Source organism: Roseibium limicola, from assembly GCF_017313085.1.
In the GTDB taxonomy this organism is placed as follows: domain Bacteria; phylum Pseudomonadota; class Alphaproteobacteria; order Rhizobiales; family Stappiaceae; genus Roseibium; species Roseibium limicola.
The window spans coordinates 790170-811534 of the sequence record NZ_JAFLNF010000002.1 but is presented as its reverse complement, the minus strand read 5'-3'; the positions used below and the strand labels follow the sequence as shown (position 1 = coordinate 811534).

General features: G+C 58.5%; 15 protein-coding genes. 6 read left to right on the top strand and 9 right to left on the bottom strand.

Going from position 1 to position 21365, the window contains the following annotated elements; genetic code table 11:
* Window positions 1-167: 167 nt before the first annotated feature.
* Window positions 168-5534 carry an apolipoprotein A-IV repeat region-like domain-containing protein gene (locus tag J0X15_RS07240; protein ID WP_206939229.1) on the bottom strand — a complete coding sequence of 1789 codons (5367 nt, stop codon included), beginning with the start codon at window positions 5532-5534 and terminating at the stop codon, window positions 168-170.
* A gap of 899 nt (window positions 5535-6433) precedes the next feature.
* Between J0X15_RS07240 and J0X15_RS07235 the strand changes: the two genes are divergently transcribed.
* Together J0X15_RS07235 and J0X15_RS07230 are read left to right on the top strand one after the other, a co-directional pair.
* Window positions 6434-6760 (top strand): Hpt domain-containing protein, encoded by a 327-nt coding sequence (locus J0X15_RS07235; RefSeq protein WP_206939227.1) that lies wholly within the window; start codon window positions 6434-6436, stop codon window positions 6758-6760.
* Window positions 6761-6901: 141 nt separating this feature from the next.
* A complete protein-coding gene (locus J0X15_RS07230; protein WP_206939226.1) occupies window positions 6902-7222 on the top strand; it encodes a 2Fe-2S iron-sulfur cluster-binding protein in 321 nt (106 codons plus the stop codon).
* A 77-nt stretch (window positions 7223-7299) separates the two neighbouring features.
* Here J0X15_RS07230 and J0X15_RS07225 read toward each other — a convergent pair whose 3' ends face one another.
* Window positions 7300-7857 (bottom strand): recombinase family protein, encoded by a 558-nt coding sequence (locus tag J0X15_RS07225; RefSeq protein WP_206939225.1) that lies wholly within the window; start codon window positions 7855-7857, stop codon window positions 7300-7302.
* 109 nt (window positions 7858-7966) lie between these two features.
* Between J0X15_RS07225 and J0X15_RS07220 the strand changes: the two genes are divergently transcribed.
* On the top strand, window positions 7967-9397 hold the full coding sequence (locus tag J0X15_RS07220) for an NCS1 family nucleobase:cation symporter-1 (RefSeq protein WP_206939224.1): 1431 nt from the start codon (window positions 7967-7969) through the stop codon (window positions 9395-9397).
* Window positions 9398-9571: 174 nt separating this feature from the next.
* Here the strand turns inward: J0X15_RS07220 and J0X15_RS07215 are convergent, their stop codons facing one another.
* Window positions 9572-10771: an MFS transporter gene (locus tag J0X15_RS07215; RefSeq protein ID WP_209015129.1), complete on the bottom strand. Its 1200-nt coding sequence runs from the start codon at window positions 10769-10771 to the stop codon at window positions 9572-9574.
* A gap of 153 nt (window positions 10772-10924) precedes the next feature.
* On the opposite strand from J0X15_RS07215, the gene J0X15_RS07210 reads away from it, so the two are divergent.
* On the top strand, window positions 10925-11713 hold the full coding sequence (locus J0X15_RS07210) for an AraC family transcriptional regulator (protein WP_209015128.1): 789 nt from the start codon (window positions 10925-10927) through the stop codon (window positions 11711-11713).
* A 12-nt stretch (window positions 11714-11725) separates the two neighbouring features.
* On the opposite strand, the gene J0X15_RS07205 is transcribed toward J0X15_RS07210, so the two are convergent.
* From J0X15_RS07205 to J0X15_RS07180, 6 genes are all read right to left on the bottom strand, one after another.
* On the bottom strand, window positions 11726-12901 hold the full coding sequence (locus tag J0X15_RS07205) for a vWA domain-containing protein (protein WP_206939222.1): 1176 nt from the start codon (window positions 12899-12901) through the stop codon (window positions 11726-11728).
* A gap of 76 nt (window positions 12902-12977) precedes the next feature.
* Window positions 12978-14060, bottom strand: coding sequence for a YcjF family protein (locus J0X15_RS07200; RefSeq protein ID WP_206939221.1), 1083 nt, complete (start codon window positions 14058-14060; stop codon window positions 12978-12980).
* A complete protein-coding gene (locus J0X15_RS07195; protein WP_206939219.1) occupies window positions 14057-15562 on the bottom strand; it encodes a YcjX family GTP-binding protein in 1506 nt (501 codons plus the stop codon). The genes J0X15_RS07200 and J0X15_RS07195 overlap by 4 nt, the downstream gene beginning before the upstream one ends.
* A gap of 47 nt (window positions 15563-15609) precedes the next feature.
* Complete coding sequence (locus J0X15_RS07190; RefSeq protein WP_206939217.1) at window positions 15610-16137, bottom strand: SixA phosphatase family protein; 528 nt, start codon at window positions 16135-16137, stop codon at window positions 15610-15612.
* A gap of 75 nt (window positions 16138-16212) precedes the next feature.
* Window positions 16213-16785, bottom strand: coding sequence for a hypothetical protein (locus J0X15_RS07185; protein ID WP_209015127.1), 573 nt, complete (start codon window positions 16783-16785; stop codon window positions 16213-16215).
* A gap of 14 nt (window positions 16786-16799) precedes the next feature.
* Window positions 16800-17642: an AAA family ATPase gene (locus J0X15_RS07180; protein ID WP_206939216.1), complete on the bottom strand. Its 843-nt coding sequence runs from the start codon at window positions 17640-17642 to the stop codon at window positions 16800-16802.
* A gap of 411 nt (window positions 17643-18053) precedes the next feature.
* Here J0X15_RS07180 and J0X15_RS07175 point away from each other — a divergent pair, with 411 nt between their 5' ends.
* Window positions 18054-19430, top strand: a complete 1377-nt coding sequence (locus tag J0X15_RS07175; RefSeq protein WP_206939215.1) for a flagellar hook protein FlgE — start codon at window positions 18054-18056, stop codon at window positions 19428-19430.
* A 78-nt stretch (window positions 19431-19508) separates the two neighbouring features.
* The gene (flgK, locus tag J0X15_RS07170) at window positions 19509-21359 is read left to right on the top strand and encodes a flagellar hook-associated protein FlgK (RefSeq protein ID WP_206939214.1); all 1851 of its coding nucleotides are present in this window, start codon (window positions 19509-19511) and stop codon (window positions 21357-21359) included.
* Window positions 21360-21365 lie beyond the last annotated feature (6 nt).

Sequence of the window (21365 nt, the reverse complement as noted above, 5' to 3'; positions counted from 1 at the left end):
CAAGCCCCCGCGTGACACAGGCAAGCCCGCAAAAAACAAACCCATAAACGCGGACAATCGCCACAAAGCAAAAGCTCAAAAAACAAACCCGCCGAAATCGACGGGTTTGTCAGCAGTCTGAGGCGGATCGTTTGATCCGCCTTTTTCCAATTGTCTGGAGATGATGCCTAGTCGAGACGTCCGCTGGCGTGGGCCAGCATGGTGTAGACCTTGCCGGTGTCGCTGGTCAGATAGGTCTGGCCGAGCATGTTGTCACGGTCGTTGCGGGAGACCTGGGCCAGGAGTTGTTCGAAGTCCTTCACATAGCGCTCGACGGCGGCACGGAATTCCGGATCCCGATTGTACTTCTGACGAATCTCATCAAACGTCTGCTGTCCCTGCAGGGTGTAGAGGCGGCGGGTGAAGACATGACGTTCGCCGGCACGATAGCGGTCCCACAGGTCCACGAAGGTTTCGTGGTCGATAGCCCGAGCAATGTCGACCGACAGCGAGTTCAGGCTTTCAACCGTGTGCAGGGGCGTCCTGCTGGTGTCGGCCATGTCATCTTCGCGGTCGGCACGGCGCAGCAGGTCTGAGACCCAGCCTTTGCCCTGCGCTGCCGGTGCCTCGGTTGCGGCACGGCTTGGAGCTGGCGAAGCTGCGCGGCGAGCCGGTTCTTGCGGAGCCAGACGTTGCGGGGCAGGGGCAGCTGCCCGTGGCTCAGTTTGCGGGCGCGGCTGAGTTGCCGGTTCCGGAGTATAAGCTGGGGCCGGTGCGCTGTAGCTTGAGGTCGGCGTTGTCGTAGGAGCCCCCTTCGGGCGGGAGATATCCAGCGCGTTAGACTGCTTTGCGACGATGTCGGACAGTTCGGACAGGGCCCGGATCTGCTCGTTGACTACCTTGCGCAGAGCAGCAGAGCTTTCCTCTGCCTCTTCCGGCAAGTTGAGAACACCCTGCTTAAGTTCATTGCGGGTGCTCTCCAGCTCGCGATGTACGTCGCGGGCAACGTCGCGCATGCGACCGGCGGCTTCGTTGAAGCGTTCGGAGGCATCGGTCACCGTGCGGCCCATTTCGCTCATGATGTCATCCTGAGCGGAGCGAATGGCATCGCGGGCCTTCTGACCTTCCATGCCAGCCGTAAGGCGCATGGATTCGAACTGTTCCGACACCTTCTTGCTGGCCGCTTCTGCTGCGGCGCTGAGCATCTGTGCGGCTTCGCGTGCCTTGTCGTCGGCTGTTTCCAGCGTGTCGGACAGGGTGTTGGTGAAGGCGCGCATCAGAGTGTCTACGGCTTCTGTCTTGGCGAGAAGCGTATCGGCAACCTCTTCGATCGCAGTCTTGCGATCGGTGATGCGTCCTTCGACGGAGCGGTTGGTGTCTTCCAGATGACGGGCCGCGCGGGTCAGTTCCTCGGCCTGGTCGCCGAAGCGGCCGGTGAGGGACTTGATGTCAGCAAGCGTTGTTTCAGTCACCGTGCGCAACGCATCAACCTGTTCGCTGATGACGCTGGTGGATCCGGTTGTCTCAGACATGGCCCGATCGACTGCGACGCGGAACTCGTTGGCGCGGCGGCCAAGGTTGACTTCGACATCCGAGAGGTTCTCGCCGGCATCGTTGACGATCTTCTGAAGATCCGTGTTGGAGGCTTCAAGTCGGGTGAGGATGGCTGTGACGTCGGTGTCCAGACGCTCACGCGTGTCGGACAGAATTGTCACGGCACGAGAGGACCGCTCGTCGAGGGTGTCGGCGATGCGTTCACCGGCTTCGACCAGAGAGCGGGTTGCCTGCAGGCCGTTGTGAGCGAAGGCTTCGCTGACTTCACCGCCCTTGACCGTGATAGCTTCCAGGATCGCGCTGTGAACCTGGTTGACGCGGCTGGTAAGGTCTTTCGCACGGTCCTCGATGGCGAGCACCAGCTCGTTGCCGTCTGTGCCAATGATTTTCGCCAGTTCGCCGGAGCGTGCAGAGAAGGCTTCGTTCAGGGCACCTGCCTTGTCGAGCATCTCCGCTGCGACCGCATTGCCACGGCTGGCAAGAAGGTCGGCAGCTTCGTTGATGGCGCTGTGAACCTGGGCACGAACCACATCGGCTTCGCCTGTCATGCGACCGCGGATTTCATCCAGTGTCTTGCCGAGGGTCTGGCGTGCCTGTTCGCTTTCCGCCGACAGGTTGCCGGAGATTTCAGCGATCGTACGTGTCAGGTCGGTACGGACCTTCTCGCTTTCGCCTGTCAGCGAACCGGAGAAGTCGGCTAGTGTACCAACGTAGAGCGTGCGGGCCTTTTCGCTTTCGGCGGCCATGGTCTGGGCGGCTTCGCCAACGGCGGAGAGGACCAGATCGCGGATCTTGGAGCTTTCGCCGGAGATCGAACCGGTTGCCTGTTCCATCGCCAGGGTGACTGCATCTGCTGCCTTCTGGCTTTCGCCGGTCAGGACACCGCGTGCCTCGCCGACGGATCCGAGGACGATCTGGCGCATACGTTCGCCTTCGCCGGAGAGCTTGTTGGTGACGTCTTCCAGGGTGCCCGACACCATGTCGACCGTGCGCGTGCGCTCGGTGACCAGAGTGTTGACGGCCTGCTCGACGGCTTCGTGGACCATGTCCCGCATGCGTGTGCTCTCGCCCGAAAGCGTGGAGCTGGCTTCGGAAATAATGCCTGTGAGAATGTCACGGGCCTTTTCGCTCTCACCGGTCAGTGTGCCGGAGATAGAAGCGAGACGGTCGTTCAGGACCGTTTCCAGCTGGCCAGCGCGGGTGTCGAGTGTCTCGGCAACTTCGAACACCTTGGCGCCGAGGGAGACATTGATCTCGGCAATACGCTCAGAGAGGCTGTCGGTCAGTTCTTCGCTCTGTTTGGACAGAACAGTGCCAGCTTCTGCCAGACGGTTGTCGAGGGCAGAGGTCATTTCTTCCTGACCGCTGACAAAGGCCTGTGCGATTTCGCGAGTACGGGTGATCAAGGTTTCGCTGATCTGGCGGGCGCGGCTGTCGAGGGTTTCGTCGATGCGCTCGGTACCGGCGACCATGGTGGTCGACAGGTGCTCTGCCTTGTCCGTCATGGCGGAGGCCGCTTCTTCGACACGCTTGCCAAGCAGCAGACCGATTTCGTCTGCGCGGTCGGCAAGTGTTGTTCCGGCTGCTTCCACGCGCTGGCCGAGCTGGATGGTGATCGCATCAGAGCGGTCAGCCAGAATGTCGGCAATGTTGCGGGTCTTCTCTTCGAGTGCTTCCGTGATGCCGCTTGTGCGTTGCTCTATGGCATCGGACAGCAGGGTCGTGCGGCTTTCCAGAGCAGCTTCGAACGAAGCAGTGCGCTGATCCAGCGTCAGATCCATGGTGTTGATACGGCTGCCCAGAGTCGCGTCCATCGCATCGATGCGAGTGGCAAAGGTCGTGTCCAGGGTCATCAGGCGGCTGTCGAGAGCTTCTGACAGAAGCAGGGTCTTGGTGTCGAAATCTGAAACCAGCTGACCACCGCGTTCCCCGACAATGGAGTCCAGTTCGGTGATGCGGGCTGTCAGGCTGTCCTGCAGGAACTGGCCGCGCACTTCCAGCGTTTCGGAGATCTGGCCACCGGCCTCGTTGATTTCGTTGGCAACCTTGGCGCCACGGCTACCGATGAGTTCGGCCAGGGAGGTGCCGGTTTCGGCAAGCTTCTGGTTCAGGGTCTCAGTCTGGTATCCGAGGTTCGCCGTGATGGTGCTCGTAACATCTTCGAGGGTGTCACGGAACGACAAGGTCTGCTGTTCCATGATCGTCGCGACTTCCGTTCCGCGCGCAGAGAGACGCTCGTCCAGATCGGTGCCGTTGATGGTGATGGCGGAGTAGATACGTTCCGAAATGCCGTCCAGCTTGTCGGCCAGATCGCCACCGTGGATGGTGATCGTCTCGCGCAGGCTGCCGGCTGTCTCGTCCATCTTCGACGCGATCTCGCCGCCGCGCAGGGACAGGTCGACAACAATCGACTCTCCGGTTCCGCGCAGGATTTCTGCAACTTCGCCGCTGCGGTCGGACAGGGTCTCGATGATTTCCGCACCGCGCAGGGAAATGGTGTTTGTCACTTCCTCGCCGCGCTCGGAGATCGACGAAACGACGCGCTCGCCGGTCTCGGCAAGTGAGTTGTCGAGAGCTGTTACGCGGGTGTCGATGGTGGTGATAAGTTCTTCTGTCCGGCCCGTCACGGTGTCGATCAGACGACCGGAGGTGAGAGACAGGTTGGCGTTGATCTCTTCGCCACGGGCGGTCAGCAGTTCGCCAACGCCGGCACCGGTGGTTTCCAGAGCCGTGCGGAACTCGTCGGCTTTGGTTTCCAGTGTGGAGACCACCTGGCTGGTGGACGATGTGATCTGGGTGTTGATTTGATTTCCACTGGTTTCCAGCTGGCTGACGAAGTTTTGAGCAGTCTCGGAGAAACGGCCGTTGAACTCGTCACTGCGGCTGGAGAGGTTCTCCCACATCTCGGTGCCGGTCTTCGACAGGTTCTCGACCAAATCGGTGCCGACAGTAGAGAGGCGCCCAACGTAATCGTCGGCGCGAACAGTAAGGGCCTCGACCAACTCGCCACCGGCGCTGTTGAGGCTTTCGTTGAGGAAGGTGATCCGGCTGTCGACTGTCGTCGTCAGCTCGCTCACACGATCACCCACCGCATCGACCATGCGCTGGGTTGCCTTGTCAACGGAGCCGCCGATCTCCTCGGAAGTCGCTGACAGCTGAGACGAGAACTTCTCGTGCGCGCCGGAAATCGTATCGCGGACACGATCAGCATTGAGCACGATACTTTCGCGCTGGCTGACGAGTTCTTCAATGAGCGAGCGAATCTTCAGCTCGTTGTCATTGTAGGAGCGTTCCAGGGAGGAGACTTCGTTGTGAACCAGCACTTCCAGTTCACTGGCGCGGGCGATCGCGCGCTCAATGCCGTCCCCCATGGCGGACACTTCGCGACGGATGGCCTGGCCAACACTGAGGATCGCCTCTTTGGCCATATCTTCCGGCTCGGCCAGGCGCAGGGCGACTTCGGTCATGCCGCGCGCGACGATGCGCATTTCCTGGGCCCGCCAGATCATCATGGCCATCACCCAGAAGAAGATGATCGGCACGACGATGGCGACGCAGGAGAGGATCATTTCCGGCGAGCTGGTAAAGGCGGCAAAGCTGCCATCCAACTGACTGCCGAAGGTGCTCATCAACAGGGACGTGCCAAGAGCCCCCCAAAGAAGGGAGAGAGCCAGGGCACCCCAGAATGGAGCTGACGACGGGCGACGCTGAAGGGAATAGATGAGGTTGCCGATATTGCGGCGATCGTCATTGGCTGCCGGCGGCCTGCTGCCACGGCCCTTGCGACGGTTGGCGCGCGCTTCTTCGCGCGCTGCACGTGCTTCCGACCGGTCGGTCTCGACGTGGCTGTCGGCTCCGGCTGCTTGGCCTGCTGCCTGCGCCGTATTTGCCTCTTCAGCCGGGTCGCCCAGGTCGGGGCCTCCGAAATCGAGTTTGAGAGCCTCTTCGACAGCGGACAGTGCCGCTTCCGCTGGGTCTTTCACCTTCGGGGGATTTGCCATGGTTTGATCGCCTCACGTCCGTACTCATTACACTTCGGCGGACCAATACACGGCCCGGCCGAACGCTCGGCTTCGAGAGAATGTAGACCGCTTCCGGCGCTCATTTCCCGCAGCCTGGAAGATAGGGGGGCCGCCGCCGACCAACTGCAACGACTCTCGATTGAGAGACTCGCAGCCTTTTCCCCACCTTGCCGCATCGGTTAACCTAATGGCACACTCTCTCCTAATGAACAACAAACCGCAATCGTTTTAGGCTTCTAGAGGGGATGGATGATGCCAAAACCGAACTCTGATGCTGGCCGAAAAGACGCAAACAGTGCGTCCGGAAAATCGAAGAAAAAAACTCGTGTTCCATCGTCAGCGCAAAGACGATGGTTGCAAATGGGTGTGAGGCAGCCAGGTGGAAAGCTGCCGCTTTTTGATGATGAAGGGGCTGGCGTTCCGCAACGGACGATCCGTTCCTGTATTGATGCGGGATGGGCAGAGCCTTGGTTTTCCAATCCAATCAAGCCTGAATGGTCGGTCTGTAGGCTGACCGAGAAGGGGCTTCTGGCTGTTTCCAGCTAGGTTGGTTCGGTCCTCGCATGTGACTTCAGAAGTACTTTTTAAGCAGGCGCGATGGCATTTGCCTCCAAGCCTGAGGGGAGATCGCTGTAAAGAGCCGGCTGAATGTGTTTATGGGCGTTAACCAAAAATTCACTTTATTGGGGACAGGGCAAGGATTGGTTAACCCAACCGGGCCATTGGCAACTGAGCGATCGCCGGGTCACGCTTCAGCAGTTACAAAGCGAATCTTCTGATACTTGGGTTCTGGCTCGCTCAAGTCAAATTTGGGACGCACGTTGCCATAATGAGGCTGGGTCGGGCGCGAACCTCTGCAGGCCCCCATGAGGATGGAAATGACGAGAACATTGGACCGTTCGGTTCTGGCGGCTGCCACATTCGGGAATGAAGAGCTGGAACATGAGGTTCTCTCCATGTTTTGCCGGCAATCCGGGACTGCGTTGAACCAGCTTGCCGGGACTTCTGCTCCTGAAATTCAGGGCGAGTTGATCCATACGCTCAAAGGGTCTGCCCGCTCGGTCGGTGCACTGGATGTCGGCGATACCTGCCAACAGATCGAAGCGGAACTGGCGGCGGGCCGCGCCCTTGATCTTGACCTGTTGCGCAGCAAGGTAGAGGAAGCGAACAGGGAAATCTCGGCTGTTCTGGCGCGCGGCGTTTAGGTCGTTGGCTGCTCGATAGCGTGGTATTTGGGTCTCTGGTGCCTCTAAATTCCGCCGTGGCCACCCGCCCCGCGCTTGACCTTTGCGGGGAAGTGATTATGTCGGGAGCCTGTCTTTCCTCTTACTGATCAGACGCGGATCATGCCCAAGATTACATATATCACTGCCGACGGAACCAGCACGGAGATCGACGCGCCGGAAGGCTCGACCGTAATGGAAAACGCCATCAAGAACATGATCCAGGGGATTGAAGCGGAATGTGGTGGAGCCTGCGCTTGCGCAACTTGCCATGTTTACGTGGACGAAGCCTGGAAGGATAAGGTGGGAGAGCCGGATCCGATGGAAGAGGATATGCTCGACTTCGCTTATGATGTGAAGCCGACATCGCGTTTGTCTTGTCAGGTCAAAATGACTGCAGCGCTGGACGGCCTCGTCGTTCACGTGCCTGAGCGTCAAGCCTGATCGGACGACCCTGAAAGACGGTCATTTGACCGGTTTGAAACGCTCCCTTTGTGTTCATCGGGAGCGTTTTTTGTATCTCAGTCCCGGAGTGAGGTCTTGAGTCGGGAGATGGTCGACCGACTTACACCCAGAAGTCGTCCGACTTCGGCGGCCGACTTTCCGATGCGCAAGAGGGATATCGCCTTGATGCGCTCACCTTCGGAGAGCTTGTTGGGGCGACCGACCGTTATCCCGACCGCACTCGGGCTGTCTTCGATCGTCGCCGCGTCCAGAGCCTTCAATTCGACATCGAATTCGACTGTGCCGCGCAGGATCTGCAAAAGCTCCGACGGTGAACGGACCGACGTGTCGCACCAGGGCTCGGCAAGCGATCGGAACTTCGCGCCTTTTTGGGTCACACTTTCCAGAAAATAGAGCAGATCGGGCAGAGATCGGGCGACCGCTGAAAGCCGAGTCGCAATGACCGTCGTTCCGGGAGCAAGCTGGCCGATGAAGTCTTCAAGACCGGAAGTGCTCAGCATCCCGTCGCGTGTCGTGTCTTTCCAGATCCGATCACAGCCTTCGCTTTTAAGCGCGGAAATCTGCAATTCTGCCTGATACCAGCGAGACGACACCCGAGCATATCCGATCTTCATATCTACGCGCTCTCCAAAATTCGATTGACTTCTGCACGTAATTTTGCACGGAATTTGCCGTTCACAAAATAAGCGGCGTTCAATTGCCGGGCCGAGGAGGGGCATAACAATGGCTAATGATCTGGAAATCAAGGGGAGGGATCCATCCCTCTACAACGAGGACCTCGCGCCAATACCCATGTCGAAGCGGACATGGGGCTGGTTCGAGATATTCAACGTCTGGGCGAATGACGTTCAGTCGCTGTTCGGCTACACGCTCGCGGCGTCGCTGTTTCTCAGCTACGGGCTGAACGGCTGGAGCGTTTTCGCGGCGATCCTGATTGCCGGGTTCTTCGTGATGTGGCTGGTCAATCTGATGGGCAAGCCGAGCGTTGAGTACGGCATTCCATTTCCGGTTATGGCGCGCGCCAGCATGGGCGTTCGCGGAGCCAACTTCCCGGCCATTGTGCGAGCAATCGTAGCCATTTTCTGGTACGGCGCGCAGACCTATTTTGCCTCGACGGCGGTCGCGCTGCTGATCCATGCCCTGGTGGAAGACCCGGGCGAGGGAGCTGCTATGTTCCTGGGCATGACGGGGATCGACTGGGTGGCGTTCCTGTTGGTCTGGGCGTTCCAGATCTGGCTTTTCTGGAACGGCATCGACTGGATTGCACGGTTTCTCAACTGGGCTGGTCCGTTCGTCTATCTCGTGATGATCTTGCTGGCCGGCGTCATCTGGTACAAAGCTGGTGGTGGTCTTTTGACCGAGATGGGCAACATTTTTCAGGGCACAAGCGACTACGACGGCTCAACCTTTGGCGCCTTCATGGCTGTCGTCGGCACGATGATCGCCTATTTTGCGGCGGTGGTGATCAACTACGGCGACTTTTCGCGTTTCGTGCGCAGTGAAGCGGAAATGAAGAAGGGCAACCTTCTCGGGCTGCCGCTGAATATCGCCTTTTTCTCGCTAATCGCGCTGATCGTAACCGCCGGCACCGTGGTGGTGTTCGGAGAGAGCCTGACGGAGCCGACAGAGATCATCGAACGGGTTGATTCCGTTGCCTTGACCGTCGTCGCTGCAATCATGTTCTTTGCGGCAACTGTCGGCATCAACCTGGTGGCGAACTTTATTCCTCCGGCTTACGATCTAGCCAATCTGATGCCCTCAAAGATCAGTTTCCGCGTTGGCGGTCTGATCACCTCCGGCTTTGCGCTGATCATTGGCGGGCTGTGGGTGTCGACCATCAGTCAGATCGGTATCTTCAACTTCGTCAATACCTTGGGAGCAATTCTTGCACCAGTCTACGGGATCATGATCGTCGACTACTACATGATCAAAGGCGGGAAGCTGGACGTGGAAAACCTGTTCTCGGCGGATCCGTCGGGAGAGTATTTCTACGACAATGGCTGGAACAAGACTGCGTTGATCACATTCGCTCTCGCTGGTGTGTTCTCGGTGGCAACGGTCTGGGTGCCGGCTCTCTCCGTACTGTCTGGCTTTGCCTGGGTAATCGGTGCTGCTCTTGGTGGCGGTGTTTACTGGGTACTTGCCAAGCGCTGACTACATTGACGCCTTGTTGAGGCTTTCAACGAGGCGTCAGCAGGCGCTGGCGCAGACAGGTTGCTATGCTGTCCAGTTGTCTTCAGATTCTGCAAAAGCGGCGTTTGTGATTGAATCAAGAAGGCTCGCCAACTAACTGGCGAGCCTTTGTTTTTGTGGTCATCAACTTGGTCGCTACACGGCTGGTTGGAGCGAGGGGCCGGGTTTGAACCACAGATCGACCTCGTTACCCGCATCCGGATCACTTGGAATGATCGAGGCGAGCAACAGGCTGACGACCGCCATGGCGGCGCCAGTCAGGAAGACTGCAGCAGGGGAGTACAGCCAGATCAACCCGAAAACGATCGGGATGAAGACCGCGGCAATATGATTGATCGTGAAGGCAACACCGGCAGTCGGTGCGATGTCTGCAGGAGCTGCGATCTTCTGGAAGTAGGTCTTCATGGCAATCGCAATAGCGAAGAACGCGTGATCGACGACGTAAAGCCCGGCTGCAATGTGCGGGTTTGTCACGAATGCGTAGGCCAGGAAGACTGCAATCAGGCCGATGTACTCAACCATCAGTGCCTTGCGCTCGCCGAAGCGGACGATGAGGCGACCGATCTTTGGGGCAAGAAGCATGTTGAACACGCCATTGAGGAGGAACAGCCCTGCGACTTCATGGACGTCGTAGCCGAAGCGCTCCACCATCAGGAACCCGGCAAAGACGGTGAAGATCTGACGCCGGGCGCCCGCCATGAAGGTCAGGGCATAATAAAGCCAGTAACGGCGGCGCAGAATGAGCTTCTTGTGCTGGGGCACGCCTTCGCGGAACGACGGGAAAGCCCACATTACCCAGGCGAGTACGACAAGCGTCAGGATCCCAGCGATCAGGAAAACCTCCGTAAACGTGAGGTCAAAGGTCTTCCAGCCGATGAAAATCAGGCCGTAGGCAATGAGCTGAGCAAAAGCCCCAACAGAAATGATCTTGCCCATGCTGGCGGCTGCCGTTGCCTTGGGCAACCATTGCAGCGAAAGCGATTGGTTCATCGTCTCGTAGTAGTGGAAGCCCATCGACATGATCAGCGTCGTTGCATAAAACCCCAGCGTCGTCGGGAAATATCCCGTGATGGCCACGCCGACACCGAGGAAGGCCAGCGACACATAGGCCAGCGTCTGCTCGCGCATGACGAAGAGCAGGTAGATCGCTGCGAAACTGAGCAGGCCCGGGATCTCGCGGATGGACTGCTGCATGCCAATCTCACGTCCGGTGAATGTCAGTTCCTGGACCGCGAAATTGTTCATCAGGTTCCACCACGCCGCAAAGGACAGCTGCATGGCGCCAGCCATGACCATCAACAGCAGGGCAGGGGAGCGCCAGCCAGTGGCGCTCATCGGACTTTCAGATCGGGAGAAATAGCTCATCGGCAGGCAATCGGTCGCAATGGTTGGTGGTGAAACCTGTGATAATCCGGCCGAGCGCTTGCGTGTTAGCGGGGTTCTGTCATCATTTGTCGCTCATTCGCCAAATTTCAGTGAGGCTTGGTCGTGTCGGTTGCCAAACAAATGATCCATCCTGATCACTTCGTCACCACCTCCAAGGCACCGGATGTGGCGGTGCTGGCGTATGCGGATTCAGGCAACAAGGGCACACTGACCAAGTGGCACAATCATTCGACAGCACAGCTCTTTCATGTGGTGCGCGGCTCGCTAGCGATCGACACGGAGGCGGGCACGTTCTTTGTGCCTCCAGAACGGGCGGTCTGGCTGCCAGGCGGCGTCTACCATCAGACGCGCTACCTGACGGAGACTGACGTTCGGTACATGTACTTCGGCCCTAGCGTTACGGCCCCGCTGCCGCAGGATCCAAGGGTCATGCAGGTGACGACGTTGTTGCGTGAGTTGATCCTTGCATTCATGTCGTATCCACGTACAGCAAGCCTCGAAGGGCCACAGGCTCGCCTGGCGGATGTTATCCTGGACCAACTGAAGCTGCTTCCAGCTTCGCCGTTGCAGCTTCCGCTTCCCTCAGATGGGCGCCTGAAGGCCTTGTGCGAGAGTATTACCGTCACACCAGATCAGCCACCGCGTCTGGTTGAGGCGGCGAAGCGGTGCGGCATGTCGGAGCGTTCTTTTGAGCGCAACATGCAACGCGAAACGGGGTTGAGCTATCGCGCATGGTGCCGTCAAGTAAAGCTCTTCAAGGCATTGGAGTTGCTCGCTGGGGGGCTGAATGTTTCGGCGGTGTCACACGAACTCGGCTATGAGGGACCGAGCGCCTTCGTGGCGAGCTTCAAGAAGGCTTTCGGGATCACGCCAGGTCGCTACTTCACCTGAGCGCGCTGCTGGTCAGCGTGCGAGGTCCTTCATTGCCTCGGTCAGGCCCTCAACCGTCAGAGGATACATATGTCCGTCCATCAGCTGCTGGATCATTTTGATGGAGTGGGTGTAGGGCCAATGGGCTTCCTGAGCGGGATTGAGCCAGACGATGTTCTTGTAGACAGCCTTGACGCGCTCCAGCCAGGTTGCTCCGGCTTCCGCGTTCCAGTGCTCGACCGAGCCTCCGGGATAGGCGATTTCATAAGGGCTCATCGAAGCGTCTCCGATGAAGATCACCTTGTAGTCGGCTGGGTACTTGTGCAGCAGATCCATGGTTGGGATCTTGTCAGAATGGCGTCGGCTGTTCTGTTTCCAGACGCTTTCATACAGGCAGTTGTGAAAGTAGAAGTGCTCCATCACCTTGAACTCGGTGCGAGCAGCTGAAAACAGTTCCTCGCAGACCCGGATGTGGTCGTCCATAGAGCCGCCGATGTCGAAAAACAGAAGAACCTTCACAGCATTGCGACGCTCTGGTCGCATCTTCACGTCCAGCAGGCCCTTGTGCGCTGTGGCACGGATGGTGTGGTCGAGGTCGAGCTCTTCGGCGGCTCCCGTGCGGGCAAAGGACCGCAAGCGCTTCAGAGCTACCTGAATGTTGCGGGAGCCGAGTTGGTTGCTGTCGTCGAGATCCTTGAATTCGCGCTTGTCCCAAACCTTCACGGCGCGCCTGTGGCGGCTTTCTTTCTGGCCGATGCGGACACCTTCCGGGTTATAGCCGTAGGCGCCGAAAGGTGATGTGCCGCCGGTGCCGATCCATTTGTTGCCGCCCTGATGGCGCTTCTCCTGTTCCTTCAGGCGTTCGCGTAGGGTCTCCATCAGCTTTTCAAAACCGCCGAGGGCTTCGATCTGGGCTTTTTCCTCTTCCGAAAGATGCTTCTCAGCCAGCTTGCGCAGCCACTCTTCCGGCAGTTCCCTGGTCTCCACCTCGCTCAGGAGGTCGAGACCCTTGAAGACATGGCCGAACACCCGGTCGAAGCGGTCCAGATTGCTTTCGTCCTTCACCAGACAGGTGCGCGCCAAATAGTAGAAATCCTCGACCCGTCGCTCGGCCAGGTCCTTTTCGAGGGCTTCCATCAACGTCAGGTACTCGCGCAGGGAGACGGGTACGCCAGCGCTTTTCAGTTCGGTGAAAAAGGTAATGAACATGGCGTCGAGACTACAGCAGGCGGGCCAGAACTGTCGAGATTGTTTCCAAGGAAGCCGTTATGCCCGGGCTGTTTCTTTAGGATGCTGGACCACTTCTGCTTCGCGCTGACTGGTCTGCTGAAGCGGCTTGCTCCGAGCTTTTGATCAGCTCTCCCATGAAGTCGCCGAGCTTCGGGCCGTTGGTGGCAACAAAGGGGGCTGGGCGACAAACAGCGATGGCGGCCAAGCCGATGCGGGCAGTCAACAGCCCATTGATGACGCCTTCGCCGAGCCTGGCGGACAGGCGGGCTGCCAGTCCATGCCCCAGCACCTGCGAGGCGAGACTGTCTCCGGCTGCCATTCCACCGGTCAACGCCAGATGGGTGACTACTTGCCGGGCAAGGCGCAGGAACCCCAGTGTGCCCGGGCGACCGCCATAGAGCATTGAGAGCCTACGGATCGTTCGCATGTTTTCAAACAGCACGGCGAGCAGATCGACCACGGCTCGGGGGCTGACTGCCGTCACCAGTGATACGCGCTTTGCGCTGTTCATGACAATGCGCCGGGCTTCCAGATCCAGAGGCGCGAGCAGATCACGCTCTGCGAGTTTGATCATGTCGCGGCCGTCGATGATTTCGCCAAGGTGTACCTGAAGAGCCTTCCGGCCTCGGGCTGTTTCAGGGCGGTCGGCATAAAGCTGCTGGAGTTGCTTGAGCCCGGAGCGAGCAGCCTTGGCGTTGTCCTCGTCAGCGGCGCTGGATAGCTCATCGCGCAGCTTGTCGATCTTCCCAACACGCCAGATGCCCATGATTTCGCGGACGATCAAGCCCAGAAAGCCGAGAGCTGCTAGCCCTGCCAGGGCCACTGCAGTCCAGCCCAGCCAGTCAGCTCTGGTGAACAGATCGCGGATCAGGGCATCAATCGATAAGCCGATGGCCAGGGACACCAGTCCGCCCAGGCCGAGGGAGATCCACTTTGCATATGAGAAGCGGGGCTTTGCCCGGCTGGCATTAGCTGGCAGGCGCGGTACGTGCTCTTCCGCCGCCAGAGGAGCCTGAACGGCTTCGTCGGCGGTCAGAAACATGTCGTCGATCTGGTCGTTGACCTTCAGCCGGCGGTCATCAGCTGCAAAGGCAACGGGGCGGCGGGGTGCGGGATCGGAGCGTGGCGTGTCGATCATGTCAGGCGGTCTCCGATCAGGAACTCGATAGCGCGGTCAAGGCGGATATGAGGCAGGGACAAGGTCAGTCCGTCCTTGCCCTTTTCCAGACGTGGCGGACGGAAACGGAGATAACTGTGGTCGTCAGGTGTGTAGAGGTCGCTCGAATTGGTGGCGAATTTCCCGGCCTGAGAAACGGATTCAAGCGTTTCGAAAAGTGAATCCGGATTTTTGGGTAAGTCACCGGGAAATAGGCCTATTTCCTTGTTCTCCGACAGCTGTTCGCCATTCATCATCTGACCCGGCATCGGGGTTCCGAGGATCAGCGGGAGCTCCTGTCCCGCCTCCGTGACTGTTCCTTCCCGCGTTGCGCGAACAGCCGCCAATGCCAACACGTCGACCTGAGCGCCTTTATATTCTGCATGATCCATTCCCCGGGCAACGAGCTTGCGCAGGATGGCCTGCAGTCGGTCATGATCATCGCGGTGCAGATGGTCGGCCTTGGTTGCGGCAAACAGGATACGGTCAATTTTTCGGGAGAGGATCGAGGAGAGCCAGCTTTTACGTCCGGGGCGAAAGCTGACCAGGACTTCGTTGAGGGCTTCCTGCAGATCTGCCAATGCATGGGGGCCTGCGTTTAATGCATGCAGCACGTCGACCAGAACAATCTGCCGATCGAGCCGGGCGAAATGGTCGCGGAAGAAGGGGCGAACCACATGGGTCTTATAGGCTTCGAAGCGGCGCTCCATCATGGCGCGAAGCGTGCCGGTGCGCGCCGGTGCCGCGTCGGTGGGGAAATCCATCGGCGCAAATGTCAAAGCGGGTGATCCGGCGAGCTCCCCTGGCATCAGAAAGCGTCCAGGGGGCAGCATTGACAGGGCCATCGTCTCGCTTCTGCAAGCGCTGAGATACTCGGTGAAACTGGCGGCGAGGCGCTGAGCCTGCGTGTCGCTCTCCGGGCTCTCAGGGTCGACCTCTGCGAGTGCGGCAAAGAAGGGGGCGGCGATGGCGGCCCGGTTATCGGCTCGTGCCAGCCGCACGGCCTTGGATGAGAACTCGGCATAGGTTTGACGCAGAAGCGGCAGATCCAGCAGCCATTCACCCGGATAATCGATCAGGTCGAGATGCAGTTTTCCGGGGCCGAGCTTTCGACTCAGGTAGGAGGCGCTCTCATATTCCAATGTCAGACGCAGCTCTGAGGTCTGGCTGGTGGACTGGGGCCAGATGCGGTCATTCACCAGAGCCGCGATATGAGCCTCATAGTCGAAGCGCGGCACCGCATCGTCAGGTTGCGGTTGAAGGGTGGCGCGCGAAAGCCTGCCGCTGGCGGCTGCCTGAAACAGGGGTAACCTTCCGCCATGCATCAGGTTGTGAACGAGTGCGGACAGGAAGACGGTTTTGCCTGCTCGTGCCAGGCCCGTGACCCCCAGACGCAGGCTCGGGACGGTGAGGTCCGAGGCAGCGTCGGTTAGATTGGCAAGGGCCAAGCGGGCTTCATCGGCGATTTTCAATGGTCTGAGCAAGTGCGATCCTCCGAAACCGATGTAGGGAAGGGGAACGCCCCTTTCAATCAGTCGGTTGCATCCATCAGGTCGCGCGGTTTGATAAAACGTTCAAGCGTGCCGCTGCCTTCACGCAGATCCGTCCAGCGGGAGATGGGGAATGTGAGTACGGTCAAGGCCCCGGTTGGGTACTTTTCGCTGAGATCGGCGAAGGCCACTTGTGAACCGGTGCCATAAAGACGAGAGGCGGTGTCTTCGGTTGCGGGGTTGTGCCCGATCAGCAGGACGGTTTCTGCGACAGAATCGAGGTTCTGCAGCAGCGGGAGATAGTCCTCTTCGCTGTCTTCATAAAGCTCACCGCGCAATTGGATGTCCGTGTCGACAGCAATGTGGTCGAGCAGGCCCTTCAGCGTTTGCCGGGTGCGTACCGACGTTGAACACAAAATGAGGTCTGGCGGTGGGCAGGTTTCGTTGATGTATTCCGCCATGACCTCCGTCACCTTTTCTCCGCGCCGGTTCAGGGGGCGGTCGAAATCATCCAGTGCCGGATTGCTCCAGTCGGATTTGGCATGGCGGAGAAGGAGAAGGCGCAGCACGGGCGAGCTCGTTGTCTGGTTTGTCGCGGGAGATGCACTCTGGCCGACAACGGATAGGTATGCAAACCGACGCGCTTAGATTTGGCGATTCAGAAGCCGGACAAACGCGTCCAGTGCCGGGCCAACCTCTGCCTCCTGCGAAGGGAGGCCATAGGCCATCCAGAGCGTGTAATCGGCTTTGGGTCCGTCGAAGTACCAAAGTGTCTCGCATAGGACCGAAGCAGTCCAGGGGCGCGTCTTGAAGGAAATGCCTTCTGAGGCTGGTCCGCTCAGGGTGACGCGCTGGAAACCAGCGTTTTTGTAATTTTCCAGGAAGCTGGTTGCGGTGGCTTGACCGGTGCCTGCGAGGTGCTGGCGTAGAACGGCCGACATGCCGTCATTGCCTGTGTAAATGCAGGCCGCCATGCGGTCACCGTCGGACGCCAGAACCTTGGTGCGGAAAAATGCGCCAACCTCGTCCGGACAACGCAGGCCGGAAAAGTGCCGCATACCATCGACATCCGCCTGCCAGCCAACGCTTTCCTGGCTTTGCATGTCCTGTGCAACCGCCACTGCCGGGTCGAAAGACAAGGTTGCGGCGCAGACAAGGGTCAACAGCGTTGGGCTGCCGAGAACGAGCTTCTTCAGAAGGTGGCGATTGAATGGCATGGGGCTTTGATCTTCTAGCGGTCTCGCCGGGCCATGAAGGCGAGCTTCTCGAACAGATGCACGTCCTGCTCGTTCTTCAGCAGGGCGCCATGGAGTGGCGGGATGATAGACTTCTGATCGGCACTGCGCAGAACGTCCGGATCGACGTCCTCGTTGATCAGCAGCTTTAGCCAGTCGATTAGCTCGGAGGTTGAGGGCTTCTTTTTCAGGCCCGGCACATCGCGTACATCATAGAAAAGGGTGAGGGCTTCCCGCAGCAGGCGAGACTTCAGATCGGGAAAGTGGACATCGACGATGTCCTCCATCGTTGCCCGGTCCGGAAACTTGATGAAGTGGAAGAAGCAGCGGCGCAGAAAGGCGTCCGGCAGATCTTTCTCGTTGTTTGAGGTGATGATCACGATGGGGCGCTGGCGTGCCGCGACGGTCTCACCTGTTTCATAGACGTGGAACTCCATCCGGTCGAGTTCGAGCAGCAGATCGTTTGGAAACTCGATATCGGCCTTGTCGATCTCATCGATCAGCAGCACCGGTCGTTCCGATGCGGTGAAGGCTTCCCAAAGTTTCCCCTTGCGAATGTAATTGTTGATGTCGCGAACCCGCTCGTCGCCAAGCTGACTGTCGCGAAGCCTCGATACGGCGTCATACTCATAGAGGCCCTGCTGGGCCTTGGTGGTGGACTTGACATGCCACTCGATCAGGCGCGCGCCGAGGGCTTGTGCCACCTGCTGGGCCAGAACCGTTTTGCCGGTGCCAGGTTCGCCTTTGACAAGCAGTGGGCGCTCCAGAGCAATGGCTGCGTTGACTGCGATCCTCAGATCATCCGTGGCCACATAGGCATCGGTTCCTTCAAAACGCATGGCTGCTCTTTCGTCTCAATTGGGATGTTCTGGCGTGCCGCTTGCCCGGAGAACTGCTGTCGGCGCCGGGCGTGGGCGTCTCGCGGGTCAGAAGGCGGCTGTTCGCGTCAAGACTATGTGGGTCATTGCGGTGGTGCAAGCGTACATCCAGCCGAATGCGCGATGGACGGTCAAATGCTGCTTAGGTCGAATATTGCCGCAGAGGACAGGTAAAAATGACCTTGAGGGAGGAATTAATTGCCTGTCGAATTCCCTAGGGTTTTAAAAGGTTAATGCAAGTTAACTATATATAAATGCTAAGCTATTGAAAGGAAAGGAAAAGAAAAAACGCCTGGCAGTTGGCACGGTGATTGCGATGCTGGTTCCAATAATTTCATGGGCATTGACCCGTGAGCTTGATGAGGAAGTAGCATGGGTATCTATGGGGCAATCAACGCAGCGGTCTCCGGTCTGTCGGCACAGGCTCAGGCGCTGGAAAACCTTTCTGGTAACGTCGCAAACTCCCAGACGACCGGGTACAAGCGGCTGGACACGACCTTTTCCGACCTGGTGTCGGGCGGCGGTGCAACGCAGTCGGCGCAGGTCTCTGGCACCACATATGCAACGTCGCGGGCAACCAACACGGTTCAGGGTGATATTTCGGCCAATGATGTCGATACTTATCTGGCGATCAACGGCGAAGGCTACTTTGTTGTAACCAAGGCCAATGATGTGATCGATGGGTCGACAACCTTTGCGGACACCAACTATTATACCCGAGCCGGTGATTTCGAGATCGATGAGAACGGCTACTTCGTCAACAGCTCCGGCTATTATCTGACGGGTTATGAGCTGGATCCAGACACAGGCAACGCCATCGGTGATGCGGTCTCTGTTGTCCAGATTGATGATCAGCCGATTGCCGCGGAAGCGACAAATACCATCAACTATCAGGCAAACCTGCCGACAGTGCCGCAAACCGAAAATTATGACGGCTCCGATCCGGATACGGCGCTACTCGATACGGCAACCGTTGGGACGGACGACATTGCTGCGGCCGACGAGCAGACCTTTCTCGATGGATCGATCACGGGCGGCTCCGTCACGATCTACAATGAGAATGGGACCGCGTTGAACGTGGAAGTGCGCTGGGCCAAGACGGCGAATGCTGCAGGTGCAACGAATGATACCTGGAGCCTCTATATGAGCTCGGGTGACAATGACCCGGCTTGGCTGGAGATCGGCAACGCCGAGTTCGATGCCACTGGTGAAATGGGGACACTGACAGCAGGTGCCAACGGCACGGTCAATGCGGCTGGGACCGGTTTCGACATAGCGACGATTACCGTCGGAGATGTGACCGCAACGAACATCGGTGTTTCCTTCGCCAATGGCTCGTTGACCCAATATTCAGACTCAAATGGAGTGGCGTCCTCAGTCGATATTGATCAGAACGGCTACCCTGCCGGCGAGGTGATCGGCATTTACGTGGATGAATCCGGCCGCATCAATGCGACCTACTCCAACTCCCAGGTTCGTGCCTTGTACGAGGTGCCTCTGGCGACCTTCAGTGCAGAACAGAATCTGCAGCGTATTGATGGTGCGGCTTTTGCTGCCACGCCGACCTCGGGTGAGGCGGACATGAGCGGCGGCGGATCGATCATTGCAAATGCGCTCGAGCTTTCAAACTCTGATATCGCTGCCGAATTTTCGCGGCTGATCGTTACGCAGCAGGCCTATTCGGCCAACACCCGGGTTGTCACGTCTTCGGATGAGATGCTCGACGATGCGCTGAACATGATCCGATAAGAACTGAACCAGAGGGCGGGAATTGGTCCCGCCGTCTGACCTGCCAGGATAGCTAGGAAGGTTTGAGGAGGCGCAATCATGAGTTTGACATCTGCATTGAATACGGCGCTTTTCGGCCTGAATTACAATCAGAAGCAGCTCGACGTTACTGCGGCCAATGTGGCCAATGCGGAGACTGTCGGCTACTCCACCAAGACAATTGCGGCGAACGTCTTCTACGATGGTGCCGGCAATGTCTCTGGCATCCTGTCCAGCACGATCAATCGGGCTGTCGATGAGACAGTTCAGAAATCCTACTTCAAATCCCTGTCCGAGACGAACTATGCGACCGAGATCGCGACGGCAGCCGGGCGGCTGGATGAGCTGTTCGGCACGCTTGGAGACGGATTGGGGCTGAACTCCTTGATGTCGGACCTGAACAACGCGCTCAGCACCCTTGTCAATGACCCTTCGTCCTATGCAGCTCAGCAGGATGTCATTGGGACTGCGCAGTCCTTGGCCTATCAGTTGAACTCGGCCTACGAGACGATCAATACCATGCGTGAGACGGCCGACAATGGATTGAAAGAACAGGCAGAGGACGTGAACTCGATCCTGAACAGCATCGAGGACCTCGATGCGCGCATCCTGGAAGCCAGGAATGTCCAGCAGTCGGTTGCGGATCTGGAAGACCAGCGCGACCGCTATGTGGAACAGCTTTCAGGCTTGCTTGATGTTGTGGTCACCGAGGAAGATTCGGGAACATTGTTGATCCGCACTCGTAACGGCAACCAGCTGTTGGCCAACAACCAGGCGTCGACCGTTTCGTTCGAACCTTCAGCCACCCTGCGGGCGGGGATTGAGGGGAATTCGATCATGGTGACGACGCCCGGTGGAACGCGGTTTGATCTGATCTCAAGTTCTTCGTCGGGGTCGATCAAGGCTCTGGCGGAAGTGCGGGACGAAATCCTGGTCGAGGCCCAGGCTCAGCTTGATACCCTTGCGGCGGAAGTTTCCCTCGCTTTCTCGAATGTCACAGTCGAGGGGGAGGAGACGACTGTCGGAGTGGAAGAAGGCTACACGCTCGATGTTTCGGGCTTGCGCGCCGGGAACACCATCGCGCTTGAATATGTGGATTCAGCCGGGGATACTCAAAACGTCAGCTTCGTTGCGGTCACGGATCCGGCTTTGCTGCCTTTGGATGACACCGCGACGAGCCGGTCCGGGGATACAGTCTACGGGGTCGACATTTCGTCAGGTGATCCGGCTGATACGATCACACAGATCATGGCCGCACTGGCGGCGACAGATCTGGCTGTCAGCAATGATGGTTCCGATAATCTGCGTATTCTGGGGGACACGGCGGCAAACACAACCGTGGAAAGTCTCTCCGCAAACATCACGCCGACGGGGAATACGGATGAGGGGCTTGGCCTTTCGGTCTTCGTCGACATGCGGGACGGGCAGGAGACGTTTACCGATCATCTGGAAAAAGGTGGAGAGCGGCTTGGCTACGCCAGTGGCATTTCGGTGAACACGGCATTGCTGGCCGACAGTTCGCTTCTGGTGACCTATCAGACTTCACCGGCCAATTCTCAGAACGACTCTTCACGGCCGCAGTATCTGCTTGGTCAATTGAGCGGCAAAGCCATTGCCTTCGACCCGGATGCGGGTATCGGCAGCGCGGCGACGCCCTATGAGGGGACCCTTCTGTCCTACGTCAACCAGGTGGTCGCGTATCAAGGCAACCAGGCCAGCGATACCAATGCCTATGCGCAGGCCCAGGAAACACTGACGATCAATCTCGCTGTTCGCTATGAGGAAAGCTACTCGGTGAACATGGACGAGGAGCTGGCTTTTCTGGTCGAGCTACAAAACGCTTATGCCGCCAACGCGCGGATCATGCAGGCGGTGGATGAGCTCTTCGATGTCTTGTTGAACACGGTGTAGGTGCGT

What these genes read in the sequence shown, in the direction of transcription:
- J0X15_RS07240 (WP_206939229.1), bottom strand. Translation starts at nt 5,534, where the DNA reads ATGGCAAATCCCCCGAAGGTGAAAGACCCAGCGGAAGCGGCACTGTCC.
- J0X15_RS07235 (WP_206939227.1), top strand. Translation starts at nt 6,434, where the DNA reads ATGACGAGAACATTGGACCGTTCGGTTCTGGCGGCTGCCACATTCGGG.
- J0X15_RS07230 (WP_206939226.1), top strand. Translation starts at nt 6,902, where the DNA reads ATGCCCAAGATTACATATATCACTGCCGACGGAACCAGCACGGAGATC.
- J0X15_RS07225 (WP_206939225.1), bottom strand. Translation starts at nt 7,857, where the DNA reads ATGAAGATCGGATATGCTCGGGTGTCGTCTCGCTGGTATCAGGCAGAA.
- J0X15_RS07220 (WP_206939224.1), top strand. Translation starts at nt 7,967, where the DNA reads ATGGCTAATGATCTGGAAATCAAGGGGAGGGATCCATCCCTCTACAAC.
- J0X15_RS07215 (WP_209015129.1), bottom strand. Translation starts at nt 10,771, where the DNA reads ATGAGCGCCACTGGCTGGCGCTCCCCTGCCCTGCTGTTGATGGTCATG.
- J0X15_RS07205 (WP_206939222.1), bottom strand. Translation starts at nt 12,901, where the DNA reads ATGTTCATTACCTTTTTCACCGAACTGAAAAGCGCTGGCGTACCCGTC.
- J0X15_RS07200 (WP_206939221.1), bottom strand. Translation starts at nt 14,060, where the DNA reads ATGATCGACACGCCACGCTCCGATCCCGCACCCCGCCGCCCCGTTGCC.
- J0X15_RS07185 (WP_209015127.1), bottom strand. Translation starts at nt 16,785, where the DNA reads ATGCCATTCAATCGCCACCTTCTGAAGAAGCTCGTTCTCGGCAGCCCA.
- J0X15_RS07180 (WP_206939216.1), bottom strand. Translation starts at nt 17,642, where the DNA reads ATGCGTTTTGAAGGAACCGATGCCTATGTGGCCACGGATGATCTGAGG.
- J0X15_RS07175 (WP_206939215.1), top strand. Translation starts at nt 18,054, where the DNA reads ATGGGTATCTATGGGGCAATCAACGCAGCGGTCTCCGGTCTGTCGGCA.
- flgK (WP_206939214.1), top strand. Translation starts at nt 19,509, where the DNA reads ATGAGTTTGACATCTGCATTGAATACGGCGCTTTTCGGCCTGAATTAC.